Here is a 21,699-nt window from a genome sequence, read left to right as displayed (position 1 = left end):
ATCATGCGCTCCGTCTATCAAACGGAGCAGCCCCTTCCAACTAAGCACGTGGTCCCACAATCGGGGTCCATTTCAGAAGCCATGGAACTGGCCGGGAAAGTGCTTGTAGGTCACGGGCACTCCGGCTGCCTTAAGGCGTTCGGCATATTGGTCGCCTTCATCGCGCAACGGATCGGCGCCGGCGGTCAGCACATAGGCCGGCGGCAGGCCGATCAGGGTCGTCGCCCGCGCCGGCGAAGCGCGCCAATCATGCGCGTCGGCAGCGCTGCTGAGATAGTGATCGCGAAACCAGCGGATGACGGAGTGCGTGAGGAGGATGCTGGTTTCCGGCTCGCTGTGCGAGGGATGCGTCATCCCGAAATCGACCGCCGGATAGATCAGCACTTGTCCCGCGATCGCAGGACCGTTGCCGTCGCGCGCGGCGATCGACACGACCGCGGCGAGATTGCCGCCGGCGCTGTCACCGCCGACGCAAAGGCGCGCCGCGTCGATGCCGAGCCGCCTCGCGTTTGCCGCCACCCATTTCGTCGCCGCAATGGCATCGTCGACAGCCGCAGGGAATTTGTGCTCGGGCGCGAGACGATAGTCGACGGAGATCACGATCAGCTCGCCTTCATCGGCAAGCTTCCGGCAGACCACATCATGGGTGTCGAGATCGCCGATGACCCAGCCACCGCCGTGGAAGAACACCAGCGCCGGCGACAGCCCGTCCTTCTGGCGCAGCTTCTTGGGCCTGTAGATCCGCGCCGGGATCGCGCCGTGGGGCGCGGGGATCGACAGCGGTTCGACCTGTGCCAGCTCCGGCGGCTCGGGATTGCTGACAAAGCGGGCCTGCGAATAATACGCACGCGCTTCGGCGGCGGTCAGCGTTTCGTAAGCGGGCCGGCCGGCCTCCTGAAAGGCCTTGAAGACGGCGGCGGCGTCGGGATCGAGAACGACAGGCATATTGTACGGGCTTCCTCTGGATCATCCGGTAGGGTTTTCCGGATTTCTTGCTGTTTTCCGCGTGGCGGTCCGCAGACCTCGGCGAGAGCCGGAACTATTTCATGGGGCAGGGAGCCTGACCAGTGGCGGAAGCCCGCCCTTTCCCCGCCGTATTCGGCGTGTTAACCGGTGATCCTGCGAGCGGCATGTAGCCAATAATTGATTAGTATGTTCAAAGCCCGATTCGTTCCTTGAAGCCGCGCGAGATGCTCCGAACCGTTGCCCTGACTGGCTTTGCGGCCCTGATCGCCGCCTCAACCCTCCCGCTTGCGCCGCCCGCGCGCGCGCAGATCGGTACTATTTTCTCCGATCCCGCCCCGCGCCCGCCGGGCGCGATTCCGCGTGGTGGCCAGCAGGCGGCTCCCGAGGACGAGGAGGAAGTGCCGGAATTGCCGCGCGGCCGATTGCTGCCGACGCCGAACCGGCCATTGCCGGGGCAGGGTGTGCCGCCACCGGGCAGCTTCCAGTCGCAGCCTCTGGCGCCACCGCCGGGCACCCAGGGACCGCCTCCGAATGCGCCGCCCGCGGTCGCCGTGCAGCCTCCGTCGCCCGGGGCTCCTCCTAATGTCGCCAATGCGCCGCTTGGTGCCAATCCGTTGCCGGGACTGCCGCCCGGGCAGCGCCAGCCCAAGAGCGTGCCGCAGACGCCGGCAACGCTCCAGCCCGGCGACGAGGTGGTGAGCGAGCCGCCGTCGACCAAGATCGCGAACAAGAAGGCGACCTTCTCCGGGCTCGACAAGATCACCGGGCGCATCATCAATTTCGAGGAGGATATCGGCGAGACCGTGCAGTTCGGTGCGCTGCGCGTGAAGACGGACGCCTGCTATACGCGGCCCTCGACGGAAGCCGCCAACACCGATGCCTTTGTCGAGGTCGACGAGATCACGCTACAGGGCGAGGTGAAGCGGATTTTTTCGGGCTGGATGTTTGCAGCAAGTCCGGGCCTGCACGGTGTCGAGCATCCGATCTATGATATCTGGCTGACCGACTGCAAAGGGCCGGAGCAGACCATCGTCAACGCGGCGCCCGATCTGCCGAAGCAGCCGGCCCCACCGCCGGCACAGAAGAGGCCGCCGGCGCAGAAGCAGGCCACCCCGCGTCCGCCGCCGCAGCAGCAGCAATACCAGCAGCCGCCGGCGCAGCCCCAACCGCCGCCACCTCCACCGCAGCAGCGGCCCGGCGGGCTCTTCAGCATATTCGGGAACTGAGAACCTCGAACGTTGGTCAGGCGGCTGTCAGCGCTTGTTAGCGGGGAGGCCAGCTCCCCGCGCAACGCTGATCATAAGATCCACAATGCTGCCGAAAGGACCAAGTCCCGACCGACTTGGCAGGGTTCGTTTGGCAGGGTTTCGAATGGCGGCGCGGACCCTTGTCCCACGCAATCTTGGCTGCACCGTCTGGAGGCCTACTGCTGACGGCACACCTCAGCGGAGATTTGATCTCCGACCTTTATGAGGCCCTGCAGGACAGCTCCTGCTGTTGTGCCGAGTCCGGGAATAAATGCGACGATGCCCGCCACGAATCCCAGAACGGGCTTGGCTTGGGGCCAAATTGAACAAAAATCACCACCAACTGCCTCAGCCGTTGCGCCACCGGCTGCCTGGGCCGCTGGGCCACCGGCTGACTGGGCCGCGGCGGCGCGCACGTGCTCCGTAATTTCCTGCGCTAACTGCGTTGCGTCTAACGGCATCGTCCTCTCCTCCTTTGTTTTGAACATGTTGTCTTGAACGAATAGCTTCCCCTCACGATCCGCTGAGCGGTCGCGTGAAGTGTGAAGCAGTAAATTTCATACGTGAGATCTTCCGCTCTTCGCGGCAGTTTGGTGCCGCCCGCTAGACAACAGCGGCTCTGAAGCCGCTCATCTATTCGAGCAACTGTGCGTCAACTCAGCTATTGGGTATCATTCCGAACTCAGATGTCGGGAGCACAACGATGTATGTGCTGTTGTCCAAATCCGAACACCTGACTTTACCTGTCGACTTGGCGTTCAGCCGCAATCACCTCTTTCGACGACTAATCGCTTCTGAAACTTCGTGAATCTGCAAAATGTGCTGTGCGAAATAATCAACGTAACGTTGTATTAAACTACGCCGCAGGATCGATTGAGTCAATGAGATGGTCACTTGGTGGGACACTAATTCTCTTGGTCAGCAATCATGGATCGCTAGCGCAAACGATCCCGCAAGCGCATACGAACGAGCGAACGCTGCCGACTTACATTGCGGCTTTGCTTTCAATAAGCCGCCGTTGAGACCAGGCATTTGTGCGTCTGTGGATGCTGCACTCGGCATGATCAGGTAGCCAGATGGAACGCACGCCTTATCCGGGCTACGCTTACGCGCGCTCTGCGATGATCGCGAGCGCATCGGCGCCCTTGATTGGCTGATCGGTCGGCAACTTCAGGAAATCAGCGGGCGCACCCGAGATCGCCTGGTCGAGCAGCGCGCGATAGCGGCGGCGGGGGATTTCGAGCGCACCGAAACTGCGCAGGTGCTCAGTGACATATTGCGTGTCGAGCAACTCAAAGCCGCCGGCAATCAGCCGCGCCACCAGATGCACCAGGGCGACCTTCGAGGCGTCGCGCGCCGTGTGGAACATGCTCTCGCCGAAGAAGGCGCGCCCCAGGCTGACGCCGTAGAGACCGCCGACCAGTTCGCCGTCCTGCCAGGCCTCGACGCTGTGGCAGTGGCCGAGCCGATGCAGCCCGACATAGAGCTCGCGGATGCGCTTATTGATCCAGGTGTCCTCGCGTCCTTCTGCCGGAGCGGCGCAGCCGGCGATGACGGCCTTGAATGCGGTGTTGACCGTCACGGTGAACGCATCGGAACGCACCGTGCGCGCCAATCGCGAGGTGATGCGAAAGCCTTCTAGTGGGATCACGCCGCGCATTTCCGGCTCGACCCAGAACAGGGTGGGGTCGTCGGCGCTCTCGGCCATCGGAAAGATGCCGCAGGCATAGGCGCGCAGCAGCACGTCGGGTGTGATCTCGGATGCGGCGGAGTCGCGCGATGTCATGATTGCAGGATAGCAGGCGAGCGCGGGCGGCGCGATAGGCTGATGCGCCAGCATGATCCGGAAAAGTGGAAACCGGTTTTCCGAAAAGAGCATGCTCAAACAACGAGATGAGATCATGATCCGATTTCGTCCAATCGGATCATGATCTCAAGGCTAGCTCGCGGCGGCGCTGGCGGATTTCGCCGCTGCGGCGCTGGCACGGGGAAAGCGCACCAGGATGCGCGTGCCGCCATGGTCGGGATCGCGCTCGACGCTGGCCTCGAGCTTGGAGGCCATGGCGCTGACGATGCGCTGGCCCAGGCCCGTGGAGCGTGGATCGGCCTTGACGTTGAGGCCGACGCCGTCGTCGGAAATCGCCAGCAGCAGATCGTCGCCCTCGGCCTTGAGCTCGACATGGATCGGGCCGGCGCCTTCTGGATAGGCATATTTCACCGCATTCATCACCAGCTCGTTGACGATGATGCCGATCGCGACCGCGCGATCCGGATCGATCTCGATCGGTTCGGCCTTCAATGTCAGCCGCGACATCCGGTTGCCTTCGGCCGAGCGGCGGAGATCTTCGAGCAGGGATTCCAGATACTGGTTCAGCAGCACGCTCTTCAGGTCGTGCGAGGTGTAGAGGCGGCGGTGGACCTGGGCGACGGCGGCGACGCGGCCCATTGCGTTGGTGAGCGCCGCCTTGACGTCGTCCTGTGTCGCCGAGCTCGCCTGCAGGTGCAGGAGCGAGGCGATGATCTGCAGCGAGTTACCGACGCGGTGATTGACCTCACGGAGCAGCACCTCGCGCTCGGCGGCGAGCGCGGCGAAGCGGTCGCGCGAGGCGTGGATCTCGGCTTCCGCCTCGTCGCGCGCCCGCTGCAATTCCGCCTGACGCAGCGCGCCGTTGACGGCAACCTGGAGCAGCGGAATGAATTCGCCGTGGATGTCCTTGACGAGATAGTCTGCCGCGCCGGCCTTGAGCGCGGTGACGGCGATCGCGGAATCCTGCGAGGCCGTGACGAACACGACCGGTGGAGCGTCGGGAATTTTCAGGATCTGCTCGAGCGTCTCGAGCCCGTCGAGGCCGGGCATATACTGGTCGAGCGCGACCACGTCGATGCCGCCCTTCGCGATGCGATCCAGCCCCTCCTGGCCGCTCGCCGCATGCACCACCTTCAGCCCGAGCCGCGTCAGGCCGCGGTCGACGAGCCGCGCCAGCGCCTCATCGTCGTCGATATAGAGCAGGGTGGGGCTCGTGGTGCTCATGCTGCGGCTGGCGGAACCTGGATGACCGAGAAGAACAGTCCGAGCTGGCGGATCGCGTTGGCAAAGCTCTCGTAGTTCACCGGCTTCGTGATGTAGACGTTGCAGCCGAACTCGTAGCATCGCTTGATCTCCTGCGAATCGTCCGTGGTGGTCAGCACCACCACGGGGGTCGACTTCAGGTGCTTGTTCTCCTTGACCCGCTTCAGGATATCGATGCCGGTCATGTCGGGCAGGTTGAGATCAAGCAGGATGAGCAGCGCCTTGCCCTTTTGGTCTGTGCCGCTTCCATCCGGGCCGAAGAGATAGCCGACCGCGTCTGTACCGTTCCTGAACGGCAAGATCTTATTGTTGACACCGGATCGGCGAATATTCCGCTCAATCAGCCGCGCGTGGCCTTCATCGTCCTCGATCATGATGATGGTGACTGGATTGCTCATGCATCTGCCTTCCGTTTGGCGGCCCAGTTGACTGGAAGTGTTATCGTGAATGTGCTGCCCTTGTGAAGTTCTGAGGCGACCGACATGGTTCCCCCGAGACGCCGCACCAGCGTGCGCACATGCGCGAGCCCGATGCCTTGGCCGGGCTTGTCCTGGGTTCCCGCCCGGCGGAACAGCTCGAAAATGCGCTGGTGATCCTTGGGATCGATACCGCGGCCATTGTCGCTGATTTCGAAGATCGCGAAGCCGAGCTTGGTGCGCCCGCGGATCGCGATGTCGCCGGGAACAGCGTCCCTCAGATATTTGAGCGCATTGTCAATCAGATTGGAGAAGATCTGCTCCAGCGCAAGACGGTCGCTGGTGATCTCAGGCAATGGCTCGATGCGGATTTGCGCATTCGCCTCGGCGGCCTGATGCGCCACGGTGGCGGCGATGCCTTCGATCAGCTCGCGTGTGTTGATCCGTTCCGGACTGAATTCGCGCCGACCCTCGCGGGTGAGATTGAGGATCGCGGTGATCAGGCGGTCCATCTTGGCGATCGAGGATTTGATGAAGCCGAGCGCCTCGGAGAAATCGTCGGAGAGCTGCTTGTCGGCGCCCTCGAGCGCAGGCTCGGCGCTGTCGGTGGCGTTCTCCGGCAGCGCGGCAGCTTCCGAGGCGGTGTGGCTCAGGGCGGCGATCCGCTTGAAGATGTCGCCGCGCAGCTCCTCGAGCTCGCTGGTGAAGCCCATGATGTTGACGAGTGGCGAGCGCAGATCGTGACTGACGATATAGGCAAAGCGCTGGATCTCGTCATTGGCTTCGCGCAGATCGGCGGTGCGCTCCTGGACGCTGGTCTCCAGCGTGACGTTGAGGTCTCGCAGCTTGGTCGCGGCCTCATCGCGGACGCGCGTCGAGCGGCGCACCTGGAACGCCGCGATCGCGCCAAGCGCAATCACGATGCACGACCCGGCGATGGTGACGGAGGACGCCAGTATCTGCGAACGGTCGCCATTGGCCGTCCGCAGATCGAACAGCCGCTCTTCCTCGGCGTGCATCTTGTCCGTCACGTCGCGAATGATGGCATTGGTATTGCCGGCGGCCGCCTCGCGGACCAGCGCCGCGGCACTGGTCGGCTCGTCGCGCTTGATAAAATCCATTTCGCGCTTGAACTGATCGAGCCGGATGTCGATCGCCGCGCGCATCTTCTTCACGTTCTCGACCTGGAACGGATTATCGGCTGCGAGCTGCGCCAGCTTGTCCGTATAGGGGGTGACGTTGGCCACGGCCTGCTCATGATCGGTCAGGAATTCCGGCCATCGGGTCAGGAGATAGGCGCGGGCCGCACTTTCGGCGCGGCGGAGCTCGAGCAGAACCGCGTTGATCTGGTTTTCCACCTCGACGGTGTGGACCACCAAGGCGTTGTCCTGGCGCGCCTTGTTCACCAGCAGGACGGACGCGGCGCTGATCGCAACCAGCACCAGGAGCCCCGCCGCGAGCAGCAGAATCTGGCCCAATGCGCGGCGGCGCTTGGCGTCAGACGTCACGGGTGCCTCGTGTCATTGATACAGTGGAGTGCAAGCGGTCCTTGGGAGTAGGAAATCCCCGTCGCTGCAAACGCACGGTTCCGTGCTTTGTTCCATGCGGAATGGAACTGACTTGGGCCGCCTGACCTTGGGCCCGTCAGCCGATGGTCGGCTGCCCGGCGAGATACTGCTCCAGCCAATGGATGTGATAGTCGCCATCGATGATGGAGGGCTCGCGCACCAGGGCGCGGAACAGCGGCAGCGTGGTCTCGATGCCGTCGACCACCATTTCGTCCAACGCCCGACGCAGCCGCATCAGGCATTCGCCACGGGTCTTGCCGTGCACGATCAGCTTGCCGACCAGCGAGTCGTAATAGGGCGGGATGACATAGCCCTGGTACACTGCGGAATCGATCCGCACGCCCAGGCCGCCGGGCGGGTGGTATTGCGAGATGCGTCCAGGTGAAGGGCGGAAGGTCTGCGGGTTCTCCGCATTGATGCGGCATTCGATGGCGTGGCCGATGATCGCGACCTCGTCCTGCTTCGCCGGCAGATCGCCGCCGGCGGCAATCCGGATCTGCTCGAGCACGAGGTCGATATCGGTGATGCTTTCGGTGACGGGATGCTCGACCTGGATGCGGGTGTTCATCTCGATGAAATAGAACTCGCCGTCCTCGTAGAGGAATTCGATCGTGCCGGCGCCGAGATATTTCAAGTCCCGCATCGCCTTCGCGCAAGTTTCGCCGATCTTTGCGCGCTGGGCGGCCGAGAGGACCGGCGAGGGACCTTCTTCCCAGACCTTCTGGTGGCGCCGCTGCAGCGAACAGTCGCGCTCGCCGAGATGAATGGCGCCCCCGCGGCCGTCGCCGAGCACCTGGATCTCGATGTGGCGCGGCTTCTGCAGGTATTTCTCGAGATATACCGACGCGTCGCCGAACGCGGATCTTGCTTCGGTGGCGGCGGTGGAGAGCGCCAGCGCGAGATCGGCTTCGCTGTGCGCGACTTTCATGCCGCGCCCGCCGCCGCCGGCGGCGGCCTTCACCAGCACCGGGAAGCCGATCGACCTGGCGATTGCCATTGCATCGTCATCGGAGCTCACGGCGCCGTCGGAGCCGGGAACGACGGGAATGCCGAGTCGCTTCGCGGTCTTCTTGGCCTCGATCTTGTCGCCCATCAGGCGGATGTGCTCGGCCTTCGGTCCGATGAAATGCAGATTGTGCTCGGCCAGGATCTCGGCGAAGCGGGCATTTTCCGAGAGGAAGCCGTAGCCGGGATGCACCGCTTCGGCGCCCGTGATCTCGCAGGCCGCGAGCAGGGCGGGAATGTTGAGATAGGAGTCCTTCGACGGCGGCGGCCCGATGCAGACGCTCTCGTCCGCAAGCCGCACATGCATGGCATCCGCGTCCGCGGTCGAATGCACGGCCACCGTCGAAATGCCGAGCTCCTTGCAGGCGCGCAGCACGCGAAGCGCGATTTCACCGCGGTTGGCTATGAGGATCTTGTCGAACATGGCGCCTCAGGAGGGGGAGTGGCGAATGGCGAATAGCGAATGGGAATTCTTCACCACTCGCTATTCGCCACTCACTATTCGCTATTCGATAATTACCAGCGGCTCGCCGAATTCGACCGGCTGGCCGTCCTCGACGAGGATCTGCGTCACGGTGCCCGCGCGCGGCGACGGAATCTGGTTCATCGTCTTCATCGCTTCGATGATCAGCAGCGTCTGTCCGGCTGATACCTTGCTGCCGACCTCGATGAAGGGTTTTGCGCCCGGCTCCGGCGCCCAATAGGCGGTGCCGACCATGGGCGAGGGCACTACGCCCGGATGTTTGGCGAGGTCGGTCGCGGCAGCGGCAGCCGCGGGTGCAGCCACCGACAGGGCCGGTGCGACGGCCGCCGGCACGGCCGCGGCAATGCTGACGTTGCGCGCGACACGCAGCCGGACGCCCGCGCGCTCGATCTCGATCTCAGTCAGGTGGGTCTCGTCGAGCAGGAGCGCGAGTTCGCGGATGAGCGCGGCGTCGTCCTTGTCGTTGTCTTTGCCGGGCTTTGCGGTGGATTTGTCGTCTGGCTGGCGCGCCATGATCTTGGTCCGAAACTCTCTGTCTGATGACGGGGAATGCGTCAGGCTGTCGCCTTGGCGCCGATCCTGGCGGCGAGGCCTGATATCGCGAGGCGATAGCCATCGACGCCGAAGCCGCAAAGCGACGCAAAGGCGGCTTTAGCAGTGAAGGAATGATGCCGGAAGCTCTCGCGGGCATAAATGTTGCTGATATGCACTTCGACGGTCGGAATTTTCACCCCGACCAGCGCGTCATGCAGCGCGATCGAGGTATGGGAATAGGCCCCCGCATTGATGATGATGCCGACCGCCTGCTTCGCCTGCGCCTCATGGATGAAGTCGATCAGCTCGCCCTCGCGATTAGACTGCCGGCAGTCCGCGGTGAGGCCAAACTGGGCCGCGGTATCCCTGCAGAGCTTCTCGACGTCGGCGAGCGTGGCATGGCCATAGGTCTCGGGTTCACGGGTCCCGAGCAGATTGAGGTTCGGGCCGTTGAGCACATAGATCGTCGCGGCAGGGGCCTGGGCCATCCGGAGTTCCAAGAAATAGCGCTAAAGCGTTTTGGGCAGGATCCTTTCGGAAACCGGGGTTCCGGATTCTGCTCCAGGTCGCGGGTTTATAGGTAACAGCGGACCCGAGGGAAAGCTTTAGGTTTGTTGGAAACCGGTTCAAACGGCTCATTCGGGCTGTCAGATGACCCGGCTAACTCATGGAAAACGCTAATTAACCAACTTCTGTGGAAAAGCCTGCGGGTTTCGCCCGGCGGCCGGGCCAGGGCCCTGCATGCCGGCGGACAGGACAAGAAAAGCGAGGGCGGGTTGAACCCGCCCTCGCGTGGGAGCTCCCGTTAGCCCTCGATGATGTAGACGATCTGGTGCGTCTCGGGTTGCACGATCACGTAGCGGCCGTTGACCAGGATGAAGTCGTAGCCGCGCCATTCCGGATAGATTTCGACGATCCGGGACGGGAGCGGATGGAAGTGAACGGTCGTAGGCACGGTGGTGCCGACCGCGACGTTGAAGTTCACGTTCTTGACCTCTTCGACCCGCTCCGACCTGATCGCGGAGACGATCTGGGTCCGCTTCTCTGCCGGCGGAGCCGCGGTTGCCGAGGTCCCGGCGTTGCCGGTCGTGGTCTGCGAGCGGCTGGTGTCGGTCGCGCCCTTCTGCGTCTCCATGCCGCTCTTGTCGCGGCTTTCGGCAGCGGTGCCGCCGCTCTTGTCGCGAGTCTCGGCATTCATGCGGTCACGATCACGACCTTCAGCCTTCATGTTGCTGCGGTCACGGCTATCGCGACCTTCAGCCTTCATGTCCTTCTCGCCCTTGGTCTTGTCGTTCTCCGAGCTCATGCTCTTCGACTTCTGACCAGGCGCGTTGGTATCCTGCGCGTTCCTGTCGGCCGCACCGCCTTTGTCGGAATCCGACTTCATGCCGGAAGAGCTCGAGCTCTTGCCGGACTGCTCGGCGCCACTCATGCCTGTGGTGCCGCCGTGTTCACGGTTCATCGTGCCTGAAGACGCGCCGCCACCGGATGGCGGGCTGTGCTGCGTCGTAGCGCCGCCACCGGACGACGGTGACTCGCGGCCCATGCCGGTGCCCTGCGCGTTCGCAAAGCCGGTTCCCGCGATCAAGGCCGCTGTCGCGACCGAAATCAACAAGCGGTTAGTCATTTCGATTCCTCCTCAAGAAGTCCTGCATTGCCCACGCCGACAACGAAAGGAGGAGAGCGACGTTCCGAACCGATAGCGGTTCCACGTGGTTTGTTTTATGAATGCGCGATGAATGGAAGTGTGCAGAACCACACAAACAAAAAGGCCGGCTAACGAGCCGGCCTTTGCGCATCCAATATTGTTTCGTTGTTACGTCAGCACGTCGCCTTGCCGCAGCGGGCGATGCCGATCTTTTCCTTCAGATTCTCCAGCCCGACTGCGCCGATCACGACTTGCTTGCCGATCACGTAGCTCGGCGTGCCGTTCATGCCCATGGCTTCCGCGAGCTTGAAGTTCTCCTCGATGGTCGCCTTCGCTTCTGGGCCCGCCATGTCCTTCTCGAGCCTGGCCATGTCGAGGCCGACTTCCTTGGCGACCGCCATCGCGCGGGCCTTGTCGGCAGCGCCACGGCCGCCGAGCAGCTTCTGATGGAAGTCGAGATACTTCTTGCCCGTCGGATCCTGCATGCGCACGGCGACAGCAACCTGCGCGGCTTCCACCGAGCCCTGGCTCAGCACCGGAAATTCCTTCAGCACGACTTTCAGCTTGGGATCGGCCTTCATGAGGTCGATCATGTCGACCATCGCGCGTTTGCAGTAGCCGCAGTTGTAGTCGAAGAATTCCACGAAAGTGACGTCGCCGTCCTTGTTGCCGAGCGTCACGCCGCGTGGCGAGTTGAAGATCACATCCGCATTCTTCGCGATGCTCGCTTGATGCTTCTCGGCCTCGGCCGCGGCCTGGCGCTTGGTCAGCTCGGTCATCGCCTCCTCGAGCACCTCGGGATGCGTGATCAGGTAATTGCGCACGATGCTCTCGATGTCGCTGCGTTGCGTATCGGAGAAGCCCTGCGCGGATGCGGGCAGCGAAGCGCCTGCGAGCGCCGCGGCGAGCAGGGCGGGAGCGAGAAAACGGAGCGGGCGCATGGGCAAATCCTTGTGCGGTTTGGCAATCGTTGTAGACGATTTACGTTGATGGCTAGTTGTTTTTCTGACCCGGCAGCGGCTTGGCGCTCACAATATCGTCAGCCTTGACCCAACCGGGGGTTCCGATGGCAAAGCGCGTCTTGGCACGCGAGGCCAGCTCGCGCGCGGTCTTGCTGTCGCCGCGCAGATAGGCGGCCTGGGCGGAAGCGAGGTCAGCCTGCGCATAATCGCCCTTGCGGCCATAGGCCATGGCGAGCTGAGTATAGCCGATCGGCGCCTCGCTCTCGCGCGCCACGGCGGCGCGCAGGATGTTGATGGCTTCATCGGTGTAGGCGTTGTTGCTGGTCGCGACCAGCGCCTGGCCGAGCAGCATCTCGATCAGGGGCGAGTTGCCCGAGAGTTGCACCGCCCTGCGCAGCGGCGCGATCGCCTCCGCCGGCCTGCCGCCCTCCAGCAGCGCCTGGCCGCGCAATTCATAAAAATAGGCGTTGTTGGGCTGCGCCTGGATCAGGCCGTCGATCTGGGCAAGCGCGCTGCGGAGATCGCCGTGCAGATAGGTCGAGATCGCCCGCGCGTAGCGGGCGGGCAGGCCGTTGTTGGACGAAGGATAGCGGCGATAGACGGTGTCCTGACGCTCCATGAAGGCGGAGATCTTGGCGCGCACCATGTCGTGGCGCATTTGCAGCGCCGCATCATCCTTCTTGTCCCAATAGGGGCTGGAGCGCGCGATCTCCGCCAGCGCCGCCACGCGATCAGCGGGCATTGGATGCGACATCAGATACGGATCGGCGCCGCGTGCCGCGAACAGGCTTTCGTCGGTGAAGCGCTTGAACGTTTCGTACATGCCCTTGGCGGACTGGCCGGTCGCGTTCAGGAATTTCACGCCGGCGCGGTCGGCGTTCTCTTCCTGCTGGCGCTGGTAGGAGAGCAGCGTTCGGCGGATCACTTCCTGCGGCGCCGCGACTGCCGCGGCACCGGCATTGGCGAGGCCGCTGTTCGCGCCGCCGCGTGCGCCTGCGACCATCGCGCCGGCGCCGAGCAGCATGGCGATGATCATCTGGGTCTGCGCCTGCGCCAGTTGCTCGCGGAGCTTTGCGAGATGGCCGCCGGCAAGATGCCCTGTTTCGTGCGCGAGTACGCCGATGATCTGGTTCGGCGTCTCCGACTGCATGAGCGCGCCGTAATTGACGAAGATGCGGCGGCCGTCGGCAACGAAAGCGTTGAACGTGCCATCGTTGATGATGACCATCTGGATGTTCTGCTTCTCCAGTCCCGCGGCGCGCAGGATCGGCCTCGTATAGTCGCGCAGCAATTGCTCGGCCTCAGTATCGCGCAGGATCGGCGGGCCCTTGTTCTCCTGCGCCAGCGCCATCGTGGGCGCGACCGCCAGCGCGATCGCGGTGGCGAGCGCAGTCAATTTCAGGGTCTTCTTGCGAAGCGCGAAACGGAGCAGCATGGGGCGGTCTTAGCGATTGGCGGCGGGCCACGGACAATATATGCCCTAACAAACCGCCGAATGCGGCCAGTCTGGGGCGCAACCGGTCGTTACGGAACCCGAAACCGGCGACGCCGGCCCAAATAGCAGATATCCATGCCCGAAGCGACATTTAGAGACCGCGTGAATCACCTTTTGACCGCTTCGGGAAGGAGCGAGGTTCCGCCCTTCATGGTCATGGACGTGATGGCGGCGGCGGCGCGAATCGAGGCGGCCGGCGGGCATGTGATCCACATGGAGGTCGGCCAACCGGCGGCGCCGGCACCGACGGCGGCGATTGCAGCCGCCCACGCGGCGCTCGACGATGGACGCATCGACTATACCTCCGCGCTCGGCATTCCCTCGCTGCGCGCGCGCATCGCGCGGCATTATCTCGAGACGTATGGATGCGAGGTCGATGCCGAGCGCATCGTGATCACGACGGGCTCGTCGGGCGGCTTCATCCTCACGTTTCTCGCGATGTTCGAGCCGGGCGATCGCGTAGCGGTCACCGTGCCCGGCTATCCGCCATACCGCCATATCCTGAGCGCGCTCGGCTGCGAGCCGGTGCTGATCGAGACGACGAACGAAACGCGGCATGCGCTGACCGGCGAAGCGTTGCTGGACGCGCATCGCAAGGCGCCGCTCAAAGGCGTTCTGGTGGGCAGCCCCGCCAATCCGACCGGCACGATGATGTCGCGCGAAGCTCTTGCAAGCCTGATGGCGGCGGCCGAGAGCGCCGGCATCCGCTTCATCTCGGACGAGATCTATCATGGGCTCGACTACGCCTTCCCGGCGGTGACTGCAGCCGAATTGTCCCCACACGCCCTCGTGATCAATTCGTTCTCGAAATATTTCTGCATGACCGGTTGGCGGGTCGGCTGGATGGTCGTGCCCGAGCCGCTGGTGCGCCCGATCGAGCGGCTGCAGCAGAACCTCTCGATTTCGGTGCCGACGCTATCGCAGATCGCAGCCGAAGCCGCCTTCGATGGCCGCGAGGAGATGGAAGCAATCAAGCGCGGCTATCAGGAGAATCGGCGCATTCTGATCGAGGGGCTGCCGAAAGCGGGGCTGACCAAGTTCCTGCCCGCGGATGGCGCATTCTACCTTTATGCCGATGTGTCGGACTTTACGTCCGACAGCTTCGAATTTGCCCGCCAGATGCTGGAAAAGGCCCATGTCGCGGCGACGCCGGGCGTCGATTTCGATCCGATTCACGGCCGCGCCTTCATCCGTTTTTCCTATGCGCGGTCCGCAGAGGAGATGCAGGAAGCGGTTGCGCGGATTGCTGGTTGGCTTAAATAGCGCGCCAGTTTGTCACACCCCCGGAGTTGGCCTTGTCCGTCAGATCGGTATCTGTGTCCGCCGCCGCCAGGCATTTTCCTCTTGCTTCGGTGCTGTGGCCGAACCGGTCGGGTGAATTCTCCTCGCTATGGCGCGGGACCATCCTGGTGTTCCTGGGCACGGCGCTGCTGACGCTGTCGGCCAAGGTCAATCTGCCGTTGCCCTATGTGCCAATGACGCTGCAGACGCTGGTGGTGCTGATGATCGGCGCCGCCTATGGCTCGTGGCTCGGAACTGCGACCGTGATCGCCTATCTGGCCGAAGGCGCGATGGGCTTTCCGGTGTTTGCCGGACCGGTCGGCGGCCTCGCGCCGCTGATGGGGCCGACGGCCGGCTATCTGTTCGGCTTCGTGGCGGCGGCGTTCGTCACTGGCGGGCTCGCCGAGCGCGGCTGGGACCGCAGCATGGCCCGGCTGTTTGCAGCGATGGCGCTCGGCCACATCATCATCCTCGCGGCCGGTTTTGCCTGGCTCGCCTTCGGCGTCGGCTTGGGCGCCGGGAAGGCGTGGCTGGTCGGGATCGTGCCGTTCATTGCCGGCACGCTCGTCAAGACCGCGCTCGGGGCCGCGCTGCTGCCGGCCGCACGGCGGCTCGCGGATCACCGCCCGTAAGAGGGCCCCGGTCGAGGCGCCTGCCAATCTGAATTTTCGAGATGGTCATCCCCGATTGGCTCGGCGGATCGGCCTTGCGCATCTTCGAGTAGGAGTGAGAGTCATGGCAACGATTGCGACGAGCGGGCCTGCTGAGGCCAGCACATCAAAACCGTGGTACCGAATCCTCTATGTCCAGGTGCTGATCGCGATCGTGCTCGGCGTCGTGGTCGGCTGGTTGTGGCCGAACGTTGCGACCAACGACTGGATCAAGGCGCTCGGCGACGGCTTCATCAAGCTGATCAAGATGGTGATCGCTCCGATCATCTTCTGCACGGTGGTCTCGGGCATCTCGCATATCCAGGACGCTAGCAAGGTCGGGCGCGTCGGCATCAAGGCACTGTTCTATTTCGAGATCGTCTCCACCTTCGCGCTGATCCTCGGCCTGATCATGGGCAATCTGTTCCAGATCGGCCATGGGCTGGCAGCGAAGCCCGGGGCCGCGGACGTCGCGAGCGCCACCAAATACGCGGATCAAGCGCACGCCCAGAAGTCGGTCGATTTCGTTCTCAACATCATCCCCGACAGCGTGTTCGGCGCGTTCGCGCGCGGTGACATCCTGCAGGTGCTGCTGTTCGCGATCCTGTTCGGCTTTGCGCTGATGGCGATGGGCAAGCGCGGCGAGCGGCTGCGCGACATCATTGACGATGGCGCACATGCGGTGTTCGGCGTGATCAGCATCGTCATGAAAGCGGCGCCCGTCGGCGCGTTCGGCGCGATGGCCTTTACTATCGGCAAGTTCGGTCCCGCAGCGCTCGGTAATCTGATCGGCCTGATCGGGCTGTTCTACGGCACCGCCGCGCTGTTCGTGGTGCTTGTGCTCGGCCTGATCGCGCGGGTGATGGGCTTCAGCATCTTCAAGTTCATCGCCTACATCAAGGACGAGCTGTTGATCGTGCTTGGCACCAGCTCGTCCGAGAGCGCGCTGCCGCAATTGATGGAAAAGCTGGAGCGGCTCGGGTGCTCCAAGCCGGTGGTCGGGCTCGTAGTGCCGACTGGCTATTCCTTCAACCTCGACGGCACCAACATCTACATGACGCTGGCGACGCTGTTCATCGCGCAAGCGCTTGGCGTCGATCTCACCTTCGGCCAGCAATTGACCATCCTGATCGTGGCGATGCTGACCTCAAAAGGGGCGAGCGGCGTCACCGGCGCGGGCTTCATCACGCTTGCGGCGACGCTGACCGTGGTCAATCCGGCCCTGGTGCCGGGCATGGCCATCGTGTTCTCGATCGACAAGTTCATGAGCGAGGTGCGTGCGCTGACCAACATCACCGGCAACGGCATCGCCGCGGTGTTCGTCTCATGGTGGGAGGGCGAGCTCGACCACAAGAAGCTGCACGCCAACCTGAACAAGCAGATCGATCCGTCCGACGTCGAGACGGCGATCACCACGGGGTGATCTGCCAGCGAGCTTTTCGCCGCGGCAAAAGAAACGCTAACGGGGCGCACCATTTTCATGGTGCGCCCCGTTCCGTATGGAGCCAATCGTTCTGAAGGAAGCTAGCTAGGGCTGGCGGTAGACAGCCGCCCGAAGATTAGGCCGCCGTCCGTCCAAGATCACAACGGGCGGCGTGATTTTCGGATTTCTGGGGCGGATCGGACCGGGCTTGTGCGGGCCGCGTAGCCGTATTGCGCGAAGCGCGCAATAAAATCTTGAATATTGCGTAATGTGAGCATATACGGCCAGCCGTTTGCTCGTTTCTCTGGCGGAAATGCGCAGAATGATCGGATGGGCGCCTTGCGCGGGAGGAAAACAGAAATGCAGGTTCCAATTAAGCGGGCGATCGAGAAGGTGCCTGGCGGGATGATGGTGGTCCCGCTGTTGGTGGGGGCGCTTATTGCGACCTTCTTTCCCGATACTCCGAAGTTCTTTGGCTCCTTCACCGGCGCACTTTTCTCCGGCGCACTGACGATTCTCGCCGTGTTTTACGTTTGCATGGGCGCGAGCATCGACTTCCGCGCGACCCCCTACATTGTGAAGAAGGGCGGCACCCTGCTGATCGTGAAGGTCGGCGTTGCCGTTGCCCTCGGCCTGATCTTCGGCCGCATTTTGGGAGAAGCGCCGGTCGCAGCCGGCATGTTCGCGGGCGTATCGACTCTCGCGATCGTCGCCGCCATGAACGACACCAATGGCGGTCTCTATATGGCGTTGATGGGCCAATATGGACGCCCGCGTGACGTCGGCGCCTATACCATCATGTCGCTGGAGAGCGGTCCTTTCCTCACCATGATCACCTTGGGCGTGGCCGGCCTCTCGGCATTTCCATTCCAGACCCTGGTGGGCGCTATCCTGCCTCTGGTGGTGGGCATGATCATCGGCAATCTCGATCGCGAGATGCGCGACTTCCTGAGCCGCGCGGTGCCTGTGATGATCCCGTTCTTCGCCTTCGCGCTCGGCGCCGGCCTCGATCTATCGAAGGTCTGGCAGGCCGGTCTACTCGGCCTCGGCATGGGAGTGGCCGTGGTGGTTGTGACCGGCATCCCGCTGTTCTTCGCCGATCGCATCACTGGCGGGAATGGTGTCGCGGGTGTTGCGGCGGCCTCGACGGCTGGTAATGCGGCGGCCGTCCCGGCGATTGTCGCCGCGGCCAATCCGGCCTATGCGGACGCGGCACGGCCTGCGACCATCCTCGTCGCGGCGTGCGTCGTGGTTACCGCAATCCTGGTGCCGATCGTCACCGCCTGGACGGCCCGCGTTGTCGGTCGCGACGTCGAGGAGCCTGCAGAAGAGAGCGTGGCTTCTGCCGGCAAGATGACCCCCGCAGCGCACGCGGCTGTCACTGAGGCAGGTCGCTGAAGATGGCCCCTAAAGCGTTTTCGAGCGACGTGGATACCGGTTCGCGTCAAGAAAATGCGTCAAGCCAAAGCTGGCTGATCGTCGCTGACGATCTCACCGGTGCCGCGGATTGTGCGATCGCCTTCGGCAGAAGGGGGCGTGCGGCTGCGGTGACGTGGGGTGAGGTGACCGACGCGTCGGGTTACCAGCTGCCCGTCCTGGCCTACGATGCAGCGAGTCGAGGCCTTTCGGCCGGGGCCGCTGCAGCCCGCCATGCCGATGTGCTGGCGCGCCTGTGCGAACCCGGGCGTATTCTTTTCAAAAAAATTGACTCGACGCTGCGGGGGCAACCTGCGGCGGAGACTGCCGCCGCGCTTGCGCATCTCAAGTCGCGGTCGGGGCCGGCCTTCGGCGTGTTCGCGCCGGCCTTTCCGGCCACCGGCCGCACCACGATCGACGGGCGCATCCTGGTCAAAGGCCGCCCCCTCGAGGAAGCCGAGGTCTGGCGGCGCGACCACACCTATCCGAATGCCGATCTTGCCGACGTTCTCGCGACCGCGGGCATTCGCGGTGAGAAGGTCAAGCTCGCTACTGTGCGCGGTGGCGATCTCAAAGCCACGTTCGCGAGGCTCGCCGGGGAGGGCGATGTGGTCGTGGCCTGCGACGCCGCGACTGAACACGATCTGCATTTGATCGCGGAGGCGAGCCTGCATGCATCGCCCGCAACCTTCTTCATCGGCAGCGCCGGCCTCGCGCACGCACTGGCCGGTCTCGAAGTCAGCCATGCCGTCGAGGCGCTGCGCATTCCGACGAGCGAATCCGGCACCCTGATCGTGGTGGGCTCGCTCGCCGGCGCGTCTCGCGGCGCCGCGCGCGAGCTGGAGGCGACCGGCACCGTGGCGCATTTCCCGGTCGCGCCGGAGACGCTGCTCAAGGATGGTGCCGGCCGGGCGGCACTCGCCGCGGACGTGATGAAACGACTTGCCGGCGGCGGCGATGCACTGGTTGAGATCATGATGGATGATCAACCCGACATGTCGCTCGGCCCGCAGCTCGCCAAGGGCCTCGCCGACGCTCTGGAGACCATCGCACCCGCGATCGGCGCCCTCGCTGCGACCGGCGGCGAAACCGCCGCGGCGATGCTGTCGCGCTTCGGCGTCAACGGCATCCGTCTTGCCGACGAAATCGAGCCGGGCGTGTCGCTCGGCCTTACTCTTGGCCGATTGTCCGTTCCGATCGCCACCAAAGCGGGCGCGTTCGGTGACGAGAATAGCCTCATCCGCATCAGCGAGCGCCTTCGCGCTGTCCGAACCAGGGGAAGTTTCATATGACTCGTCCGACCATTGCGATCACCATGGGAGATCCGGCCGGTATCGGACCTGAGGTGATCATGAAGGCGCTCGTGCAACCGCAGGTGCGGGCGATCTGCAATGCGCTGGTGATCGGCGACGCCAACCGTCTGCGCAAGGCCGGTCAGATCGTCCGCGAGTCGCTTAAGGTCGATGCGTTGAGCGACGCGAAGGAGGCGAATTTTGCGTCGGAGGCCGTGCAGTGCGTTGACCTGAAGCTGGTGCCGGATGATCTGCCGTTCGGCAAGGTTTCGGCGACGACAGGTGAGGCGGCCTATCGCTATATCGAGAAAGCCGTGCAGGTGGTGCAGGCAGGGCTCGCTCAGGGCATCTGCACCGCGCCGCTCTCCAAGGAAGCGCTGCATGCGGCCGGCCACAAATATCCCGGCCATACCGAGCTCTTGGCGCATCTGACCGGCACGCCGGAAGTGTCGATGATGCTGGTGTCGCCGAAACTTCGCGTCATTCACGTGACCACGCATATCGGCCTGCTCGATGCGATCGAGAAGATCGAGCCCGGCCTCGTCGAACGTGTCATCGCACGCGGACATGACGTGCTGGTGCGCGCCGGCATCGCCAATCCGAAGATCGGCGTCTGCGCCATCAATCCGCATGCCGGCGAGAACGGGTTGTTCGGCCGCGGCGAAGAAGCCGCGAAGATCACGCCGGCCGTGGAAGCCTGTCAGCGCAAGGGCTGGGACGTGCGCGGCCCCCTGCCTGCCGACACGCTGTTCTTCCTGGCCGGCCGCGGCGACTACGACATGGTGGTCGCGATGTATCACGATCAGGGCCATGGACCCATCAAGGTGCTGGGGCTGGAAGCCGGTGTGAACATCACTGTTGGCCTGCCGGTGATCCGCACCTCGGTCGATCACGGGACCGCCTTCGACATCGCGGGTAAGGGTGTCGCCGACGAACGCAGCCTGATCGAGGCGCTGCGGCAGGCGGTCGATCTCGCGCCGAAGAAGGCGGCTTGAGGGGGCTGCCTGAGAAAGGGGACCAGAGCGGTTTCGAGCGAAGCGTGCCCTCCGCCTGTCCCTACTGGATTCGCATCTCTCCTCATGGTGAGGAGGCGCGAAGCGTCGTCTCCGGACGATGCTTCGCACCGCTTTGAGAACCATGAGGCTTCATCCTTCGAGACGTCCGCTACGCGGGCTCCTCAGGATGAGGAGCGAGATGTTAAGCGCTTATATTGCGCGGCCGACGCATCGTGGTATCCATCGGCCGTGCCGCGAAGCCGATACGGTCGAGCTCGGCTGACGGCAATGAATCTGTGGGCTGAGGTTCGATGTCGATGCGCAGCAAGGAGCGTCACGCTCGTCTGTTGGAAGCACTGAACGCGGGAGAGATTGATATCGAAGATCTCGCGCGCCGCTTCGACGTCTCCGCCTCCACCGTGCGGCGCGACCTGCAGCATCTCTCCAAGAACAATGCCGTGCGCCGCACTTATGGCGGCGCCATTCTCACCGCGCACGCAACCGAGACGACGCTCGAGCAGCGCCTTGCAGTCCAGGGCAAACAGAAGCAGGCGATCGCGCGCGCGGCGATCGATCTGATCGAGGACGGCGACACGCTGATTCTCGATGCCGGCTCGACGGTCGCAGCCTTCGGCCGACTGCTGCAGCAGCGGCGGCTGCGCATCATCACCAACAACCTTGCGCTGCTGCCCTTCCTCGCCAAGGCTCCGACCATAGAGCTTGTAGTGCTGGGCGGCGCGCTGCGCACCACCAGCATGAGCACCATGGGGCCGCTCGCCAATGACGCGCTGCGGCGCATCACCGCGGACCGCGCCGTCATGAGCGCCGACGGCGTGGTGAATGGCCGTGGCCTGTGCGAAGCGGATCTCGAGCAGGTCGCACTGAAGTCGCTGATGATGCAGCAGTCGAAAGAAGTCATCGTTCTCGCCGACGCCAGCAAGCTCGGCCGCGCCGAACAAATGGCCTGGGCGCCGCTGCCGCCGCGCTGGACTCTGGTGACTGATGTCGGCGCATCCGAGGAGCAGTGCAAGCGTCTCGCCGATGCGGGAGCGCGCTTGATCGTTGCTGGCGTTCGCTGAGCCGGCACCGCAATTTTCCGCATGATCGAAGAAAAATATCGACCGAGGCGGGGTTACGGAAACCGGCTTCCACTTTTCCGGATCATGCTCCAGAGCATTTTCGGTTCTGATTGAATCAGAACCGAAGCTCTAGATTCTTGTTTTGACGCGTTTTCTTCACGCGAACCG

At 63.7% G+C, this 21,699-nt stretch carries 18 protein-coding genes and 1 pseudogene; 8 read left to right on the top strand and 11 right to left on the bottom strand.

Annotated features, from left to right (window positions below; genetic code table 11):
* Positions 1–75: 75 nt before the first annotated feature.
* Positions 76–945, bottom strand: a pseudogene (locus AAFX91_RS23740) (alpha/beta hydrolase); the annotation flags it as partial.
* A 245-nt stretch (positions 946–1,190) separates the two neighbouring features.
* On the opposite strand from AAFX91_RS23740, the gene AAFX91_RS23735 reads away from it, so the two are divergent.
* A complete protein-coding gene (locus AAFX91_RS23735; protein ID WP_394568104.1) occupies positions 1,191–2,192 on the top strand; it encodes a DUF2155 domain-containing protein in 1,002 nt (333 codons plus the stop codon).
* A gap of 1,126 nt (positions 2,193–3,318) precedes the next feature.
* On the opposite strand, the gene aat is transcribed toward AAFX91_RS23735, so the two are convergent.
* The 10 genes from aat to AAFX91_RS23685 form a co-directional block, all read right to left on the bottom strand.
* Complete coding sequence (gene aat, locus AAFX91_RS23730; protein WP_130582765.1) at positions 3,319–3,999, bottom strand: leucyl/phenylalanyl-tRNA--protein transferase; 681 nt, start codon at positions 3,997–3,999, stop codon at positions 3,319–3,321.
* Between the two features lie 153 nt (positions 4,000–4,152).
* Positions 4,153–5,244 carry a sensor histidine kinase gene (locus tag AAFX91_RS23725; RefSeq protein ID WP_394568103.1) on the bottom strand — a complete coding sequence of 364 codons (1,092 nt, stop codon included), beginning with the start codon at positions 5,242–5,244 and terminating at the stop codon, positions 4,153–4,155.
* Positions 5,241–5,681 (bottom strand): response regulator, encoded by a 441-nt coding sequence (locus AAFX91_RS23720; RefSeq protein WP_282527984.1) that lies wholly within the window; start codon positions 5,679–5,681, stop codon positions 5,241–5,243. The genes AAFX91_RS23725 and AAFX91_RS23720 overlap by 4 nt, the downstream gene beginning before the upstream one ends.
* Positions 5,678–7,207, bottom strand: a complete 1,530-nt coding sequence (locus tag AAFX91_RS23715; protein WP_282527983.1) for a CHASE3 domain-containing protein — start codon at positions 7,205–7,207, stop codon at positions 5,678–5,680. Before AAFX91_RS23715 ends, AAFX91_RS23720 begins: the two co-directional genes overlap by 4 nt.
* Positions 7,208–7,343: 136 nt before the next feature.
* Entirely contained in the window at positions 7,344–8,696 is a 1,353-nt protein-coding gene (accC, locus tag AAFX91_RS23710) for an acetyl-CoA carboxylase biotin carboxylase subunit (RefSeq protein WP_130582760.1), read from the bottom strand.
* Between the two features lie 81 nt (positions 8,697–8,777).
* Positions 8,778–9,269: an acetyl-CoA carboxylase biotin carboxyl carrier protein gene (accB, locus tag AAFX91_RS23705; RefSeq protein ID WP_130582761.1), complete on the bottom strand. Its 492-nt coding sequence runs from the start codon at positions 9,267–9,269 to the stop codon at positions 8,778–8,780.
* Between the two features lie 41 nt (positions 9,270–9,310).
* A complete protein-coding gene (aroQ, locus tag AAFX91_RS23700) occupies positions 9,311–9,778 on the bottom strand; it encodes a type II 3-dehydroquinate dehydratase (protein WP_130582762.1) in 468 nt (155 codons plus the stop codon).
* 317 nt (positions 9,779–10,095) lie between these two features.
* Positions 10,096–10,917 (bottom strand): DUF1236 domain-containing protein, encoded by an 822-nt coding sequence (locus AAFX91_RS23695; protein WP_130582763.1) that lies wholly within the window; start codon positions 10,915–10,917, stop codon positions 10,096–10,098.
* 194 nt (positions 10,918–11,111) lie between these two features.
* On the bottom strand, positions 11,112–11,879 hold the full coding sequence (locus tag AAFX91_RS23690) for a DsbA family protein (RefSeq protein ID WP_130582764.1): 768 nt from the start codon (positions 11,877–11,879) through the stop codon (positions 11,112–11,114).
* 52 nt (positions 11,880–11,931) lie between these two features.
* Positions 11,932–13,335 (bottom strand): M48 family metalloprotease, encoded by a 1,404-nt coding sequence (locus tag AAFX91_RS23685; protein ID WP_394568100.1) that lies wholly within the window; start codon positions 13,333–13,335, stop codon positions 11,932–11,934.
* 135 nt (positions 13,336–13,470) lie between these two features.
* Between AAFX91_RS23685 and AAFX91_RS23680 the strand changes: the two genes are divergently transcribed.
* The 7 genes from AAFX91_RS23680 to AAFX91_RS23650 all read left to right on the top strand — a co-directional run bounded on the left by AAFX91_RS23680 (position 13,471) and on the right by AAFX91_RS23650 (position 21,531).
* Positions 13,471–14,658, top strand: a complete 1,188-nt coding sequence (locus AAFX91_RS23680) for a pyridoxal phosphate-dependent aminotransferase (protein WP_130583028.1) — start codon at positions 13,471–13,473, stop codon at positions 14,656–14,658.
* A gap of 92 nt (positions 14,659–14,750) precedes the next feature.
* The gene (locus AAFX91_RS23675) at positions 14,751–15,308 is read left to right on the top strand and encodes a biotin transporter BioY (protein ID WP_394568105.1); all 558 of its coding nucleotides are present in this window, start codon (positions 14,751–14,753) and stop codon (positions 15,306–15,308) included.
* A 103-nt stretch (positions 15,309–15,411) separates the two neighbouring features.
* On the top strand, positions 15,412–16,749 hold the full coding sequence (locus AAFX91_RS23670) for a dicarboxylate/amino acid:cation symporter (protein WP_394568099.1): 1,338 nt from the start codon (positions 15,412–15,414) through the stop codon (positions 16,747–16,749).
* A gap of 360 nt (positions 16,750–17,109) precedes the next feature.
* Positions 17,110–18,147 (top strand): 2-keto-3-deoxygluconate permease, encoded by a 1,038-nt coding sequence (locus AAFX91_RS23665; protein ID WP_394568098.1) that lies wholly within the window; start codon positions 17,110–17,112, stop codon positions 18,145–18,147.
* Between the two features lie 2 nt (positions 18,148–18,149).
* Entirely contained in the window at positions 18,150–19,457 is a 1,308-nt protein-coding gene (locus tag AAFX91_RS23660; protein WP_394568097.1) for a four-carbon acid sugar kinase family protein, read from the top strand.
* Positions 19,454–20,452, top strand: coding sequence for a 4-hydroxythreonine-4-phosphate dehydrogenase PdxA (gene pdxA / locus AAFX91_RS23655; RefSeq protein ID WP_394568095.1), 999 nt, complete (start codon positions 19,454–19,456; stop codon positions 20,450–20,452). Before AAFX91_RS23660 ends, pdxA begins: the two co-directional genes overlap by 4 nt.
* 311 nt (positions 20,453–20,763) lie before the next feature.
* Positions 20,764–21,531, top strand: a complete 768-nt coding sequence (locus tag AAFX91_RS23650) for a DeoR/GlpR family DNA-binding transcription regulator (protein ID WP_394568093.1) — start codon at positions 20,764–20,766, stop codon at positions 21,529–21,531.
* Positions 21,532–21,699 lie beyond the last annotated feature (168 nt).

The sequence above is a fragment of the Bradyrhizobium sp. 31Argb genome (assembly GCF_043638955.1).
Classification (GTDB): Bacteria; Pseudomonadota; Alphaproteobacteria; order Rhizobiales; family Xanthobacteraceae; genus Bradyrhizobium.
Note: the sequence above shows the minus strand (reverse complement) of the source record. Positions and strands in the feature narration are given on the sequence as shown.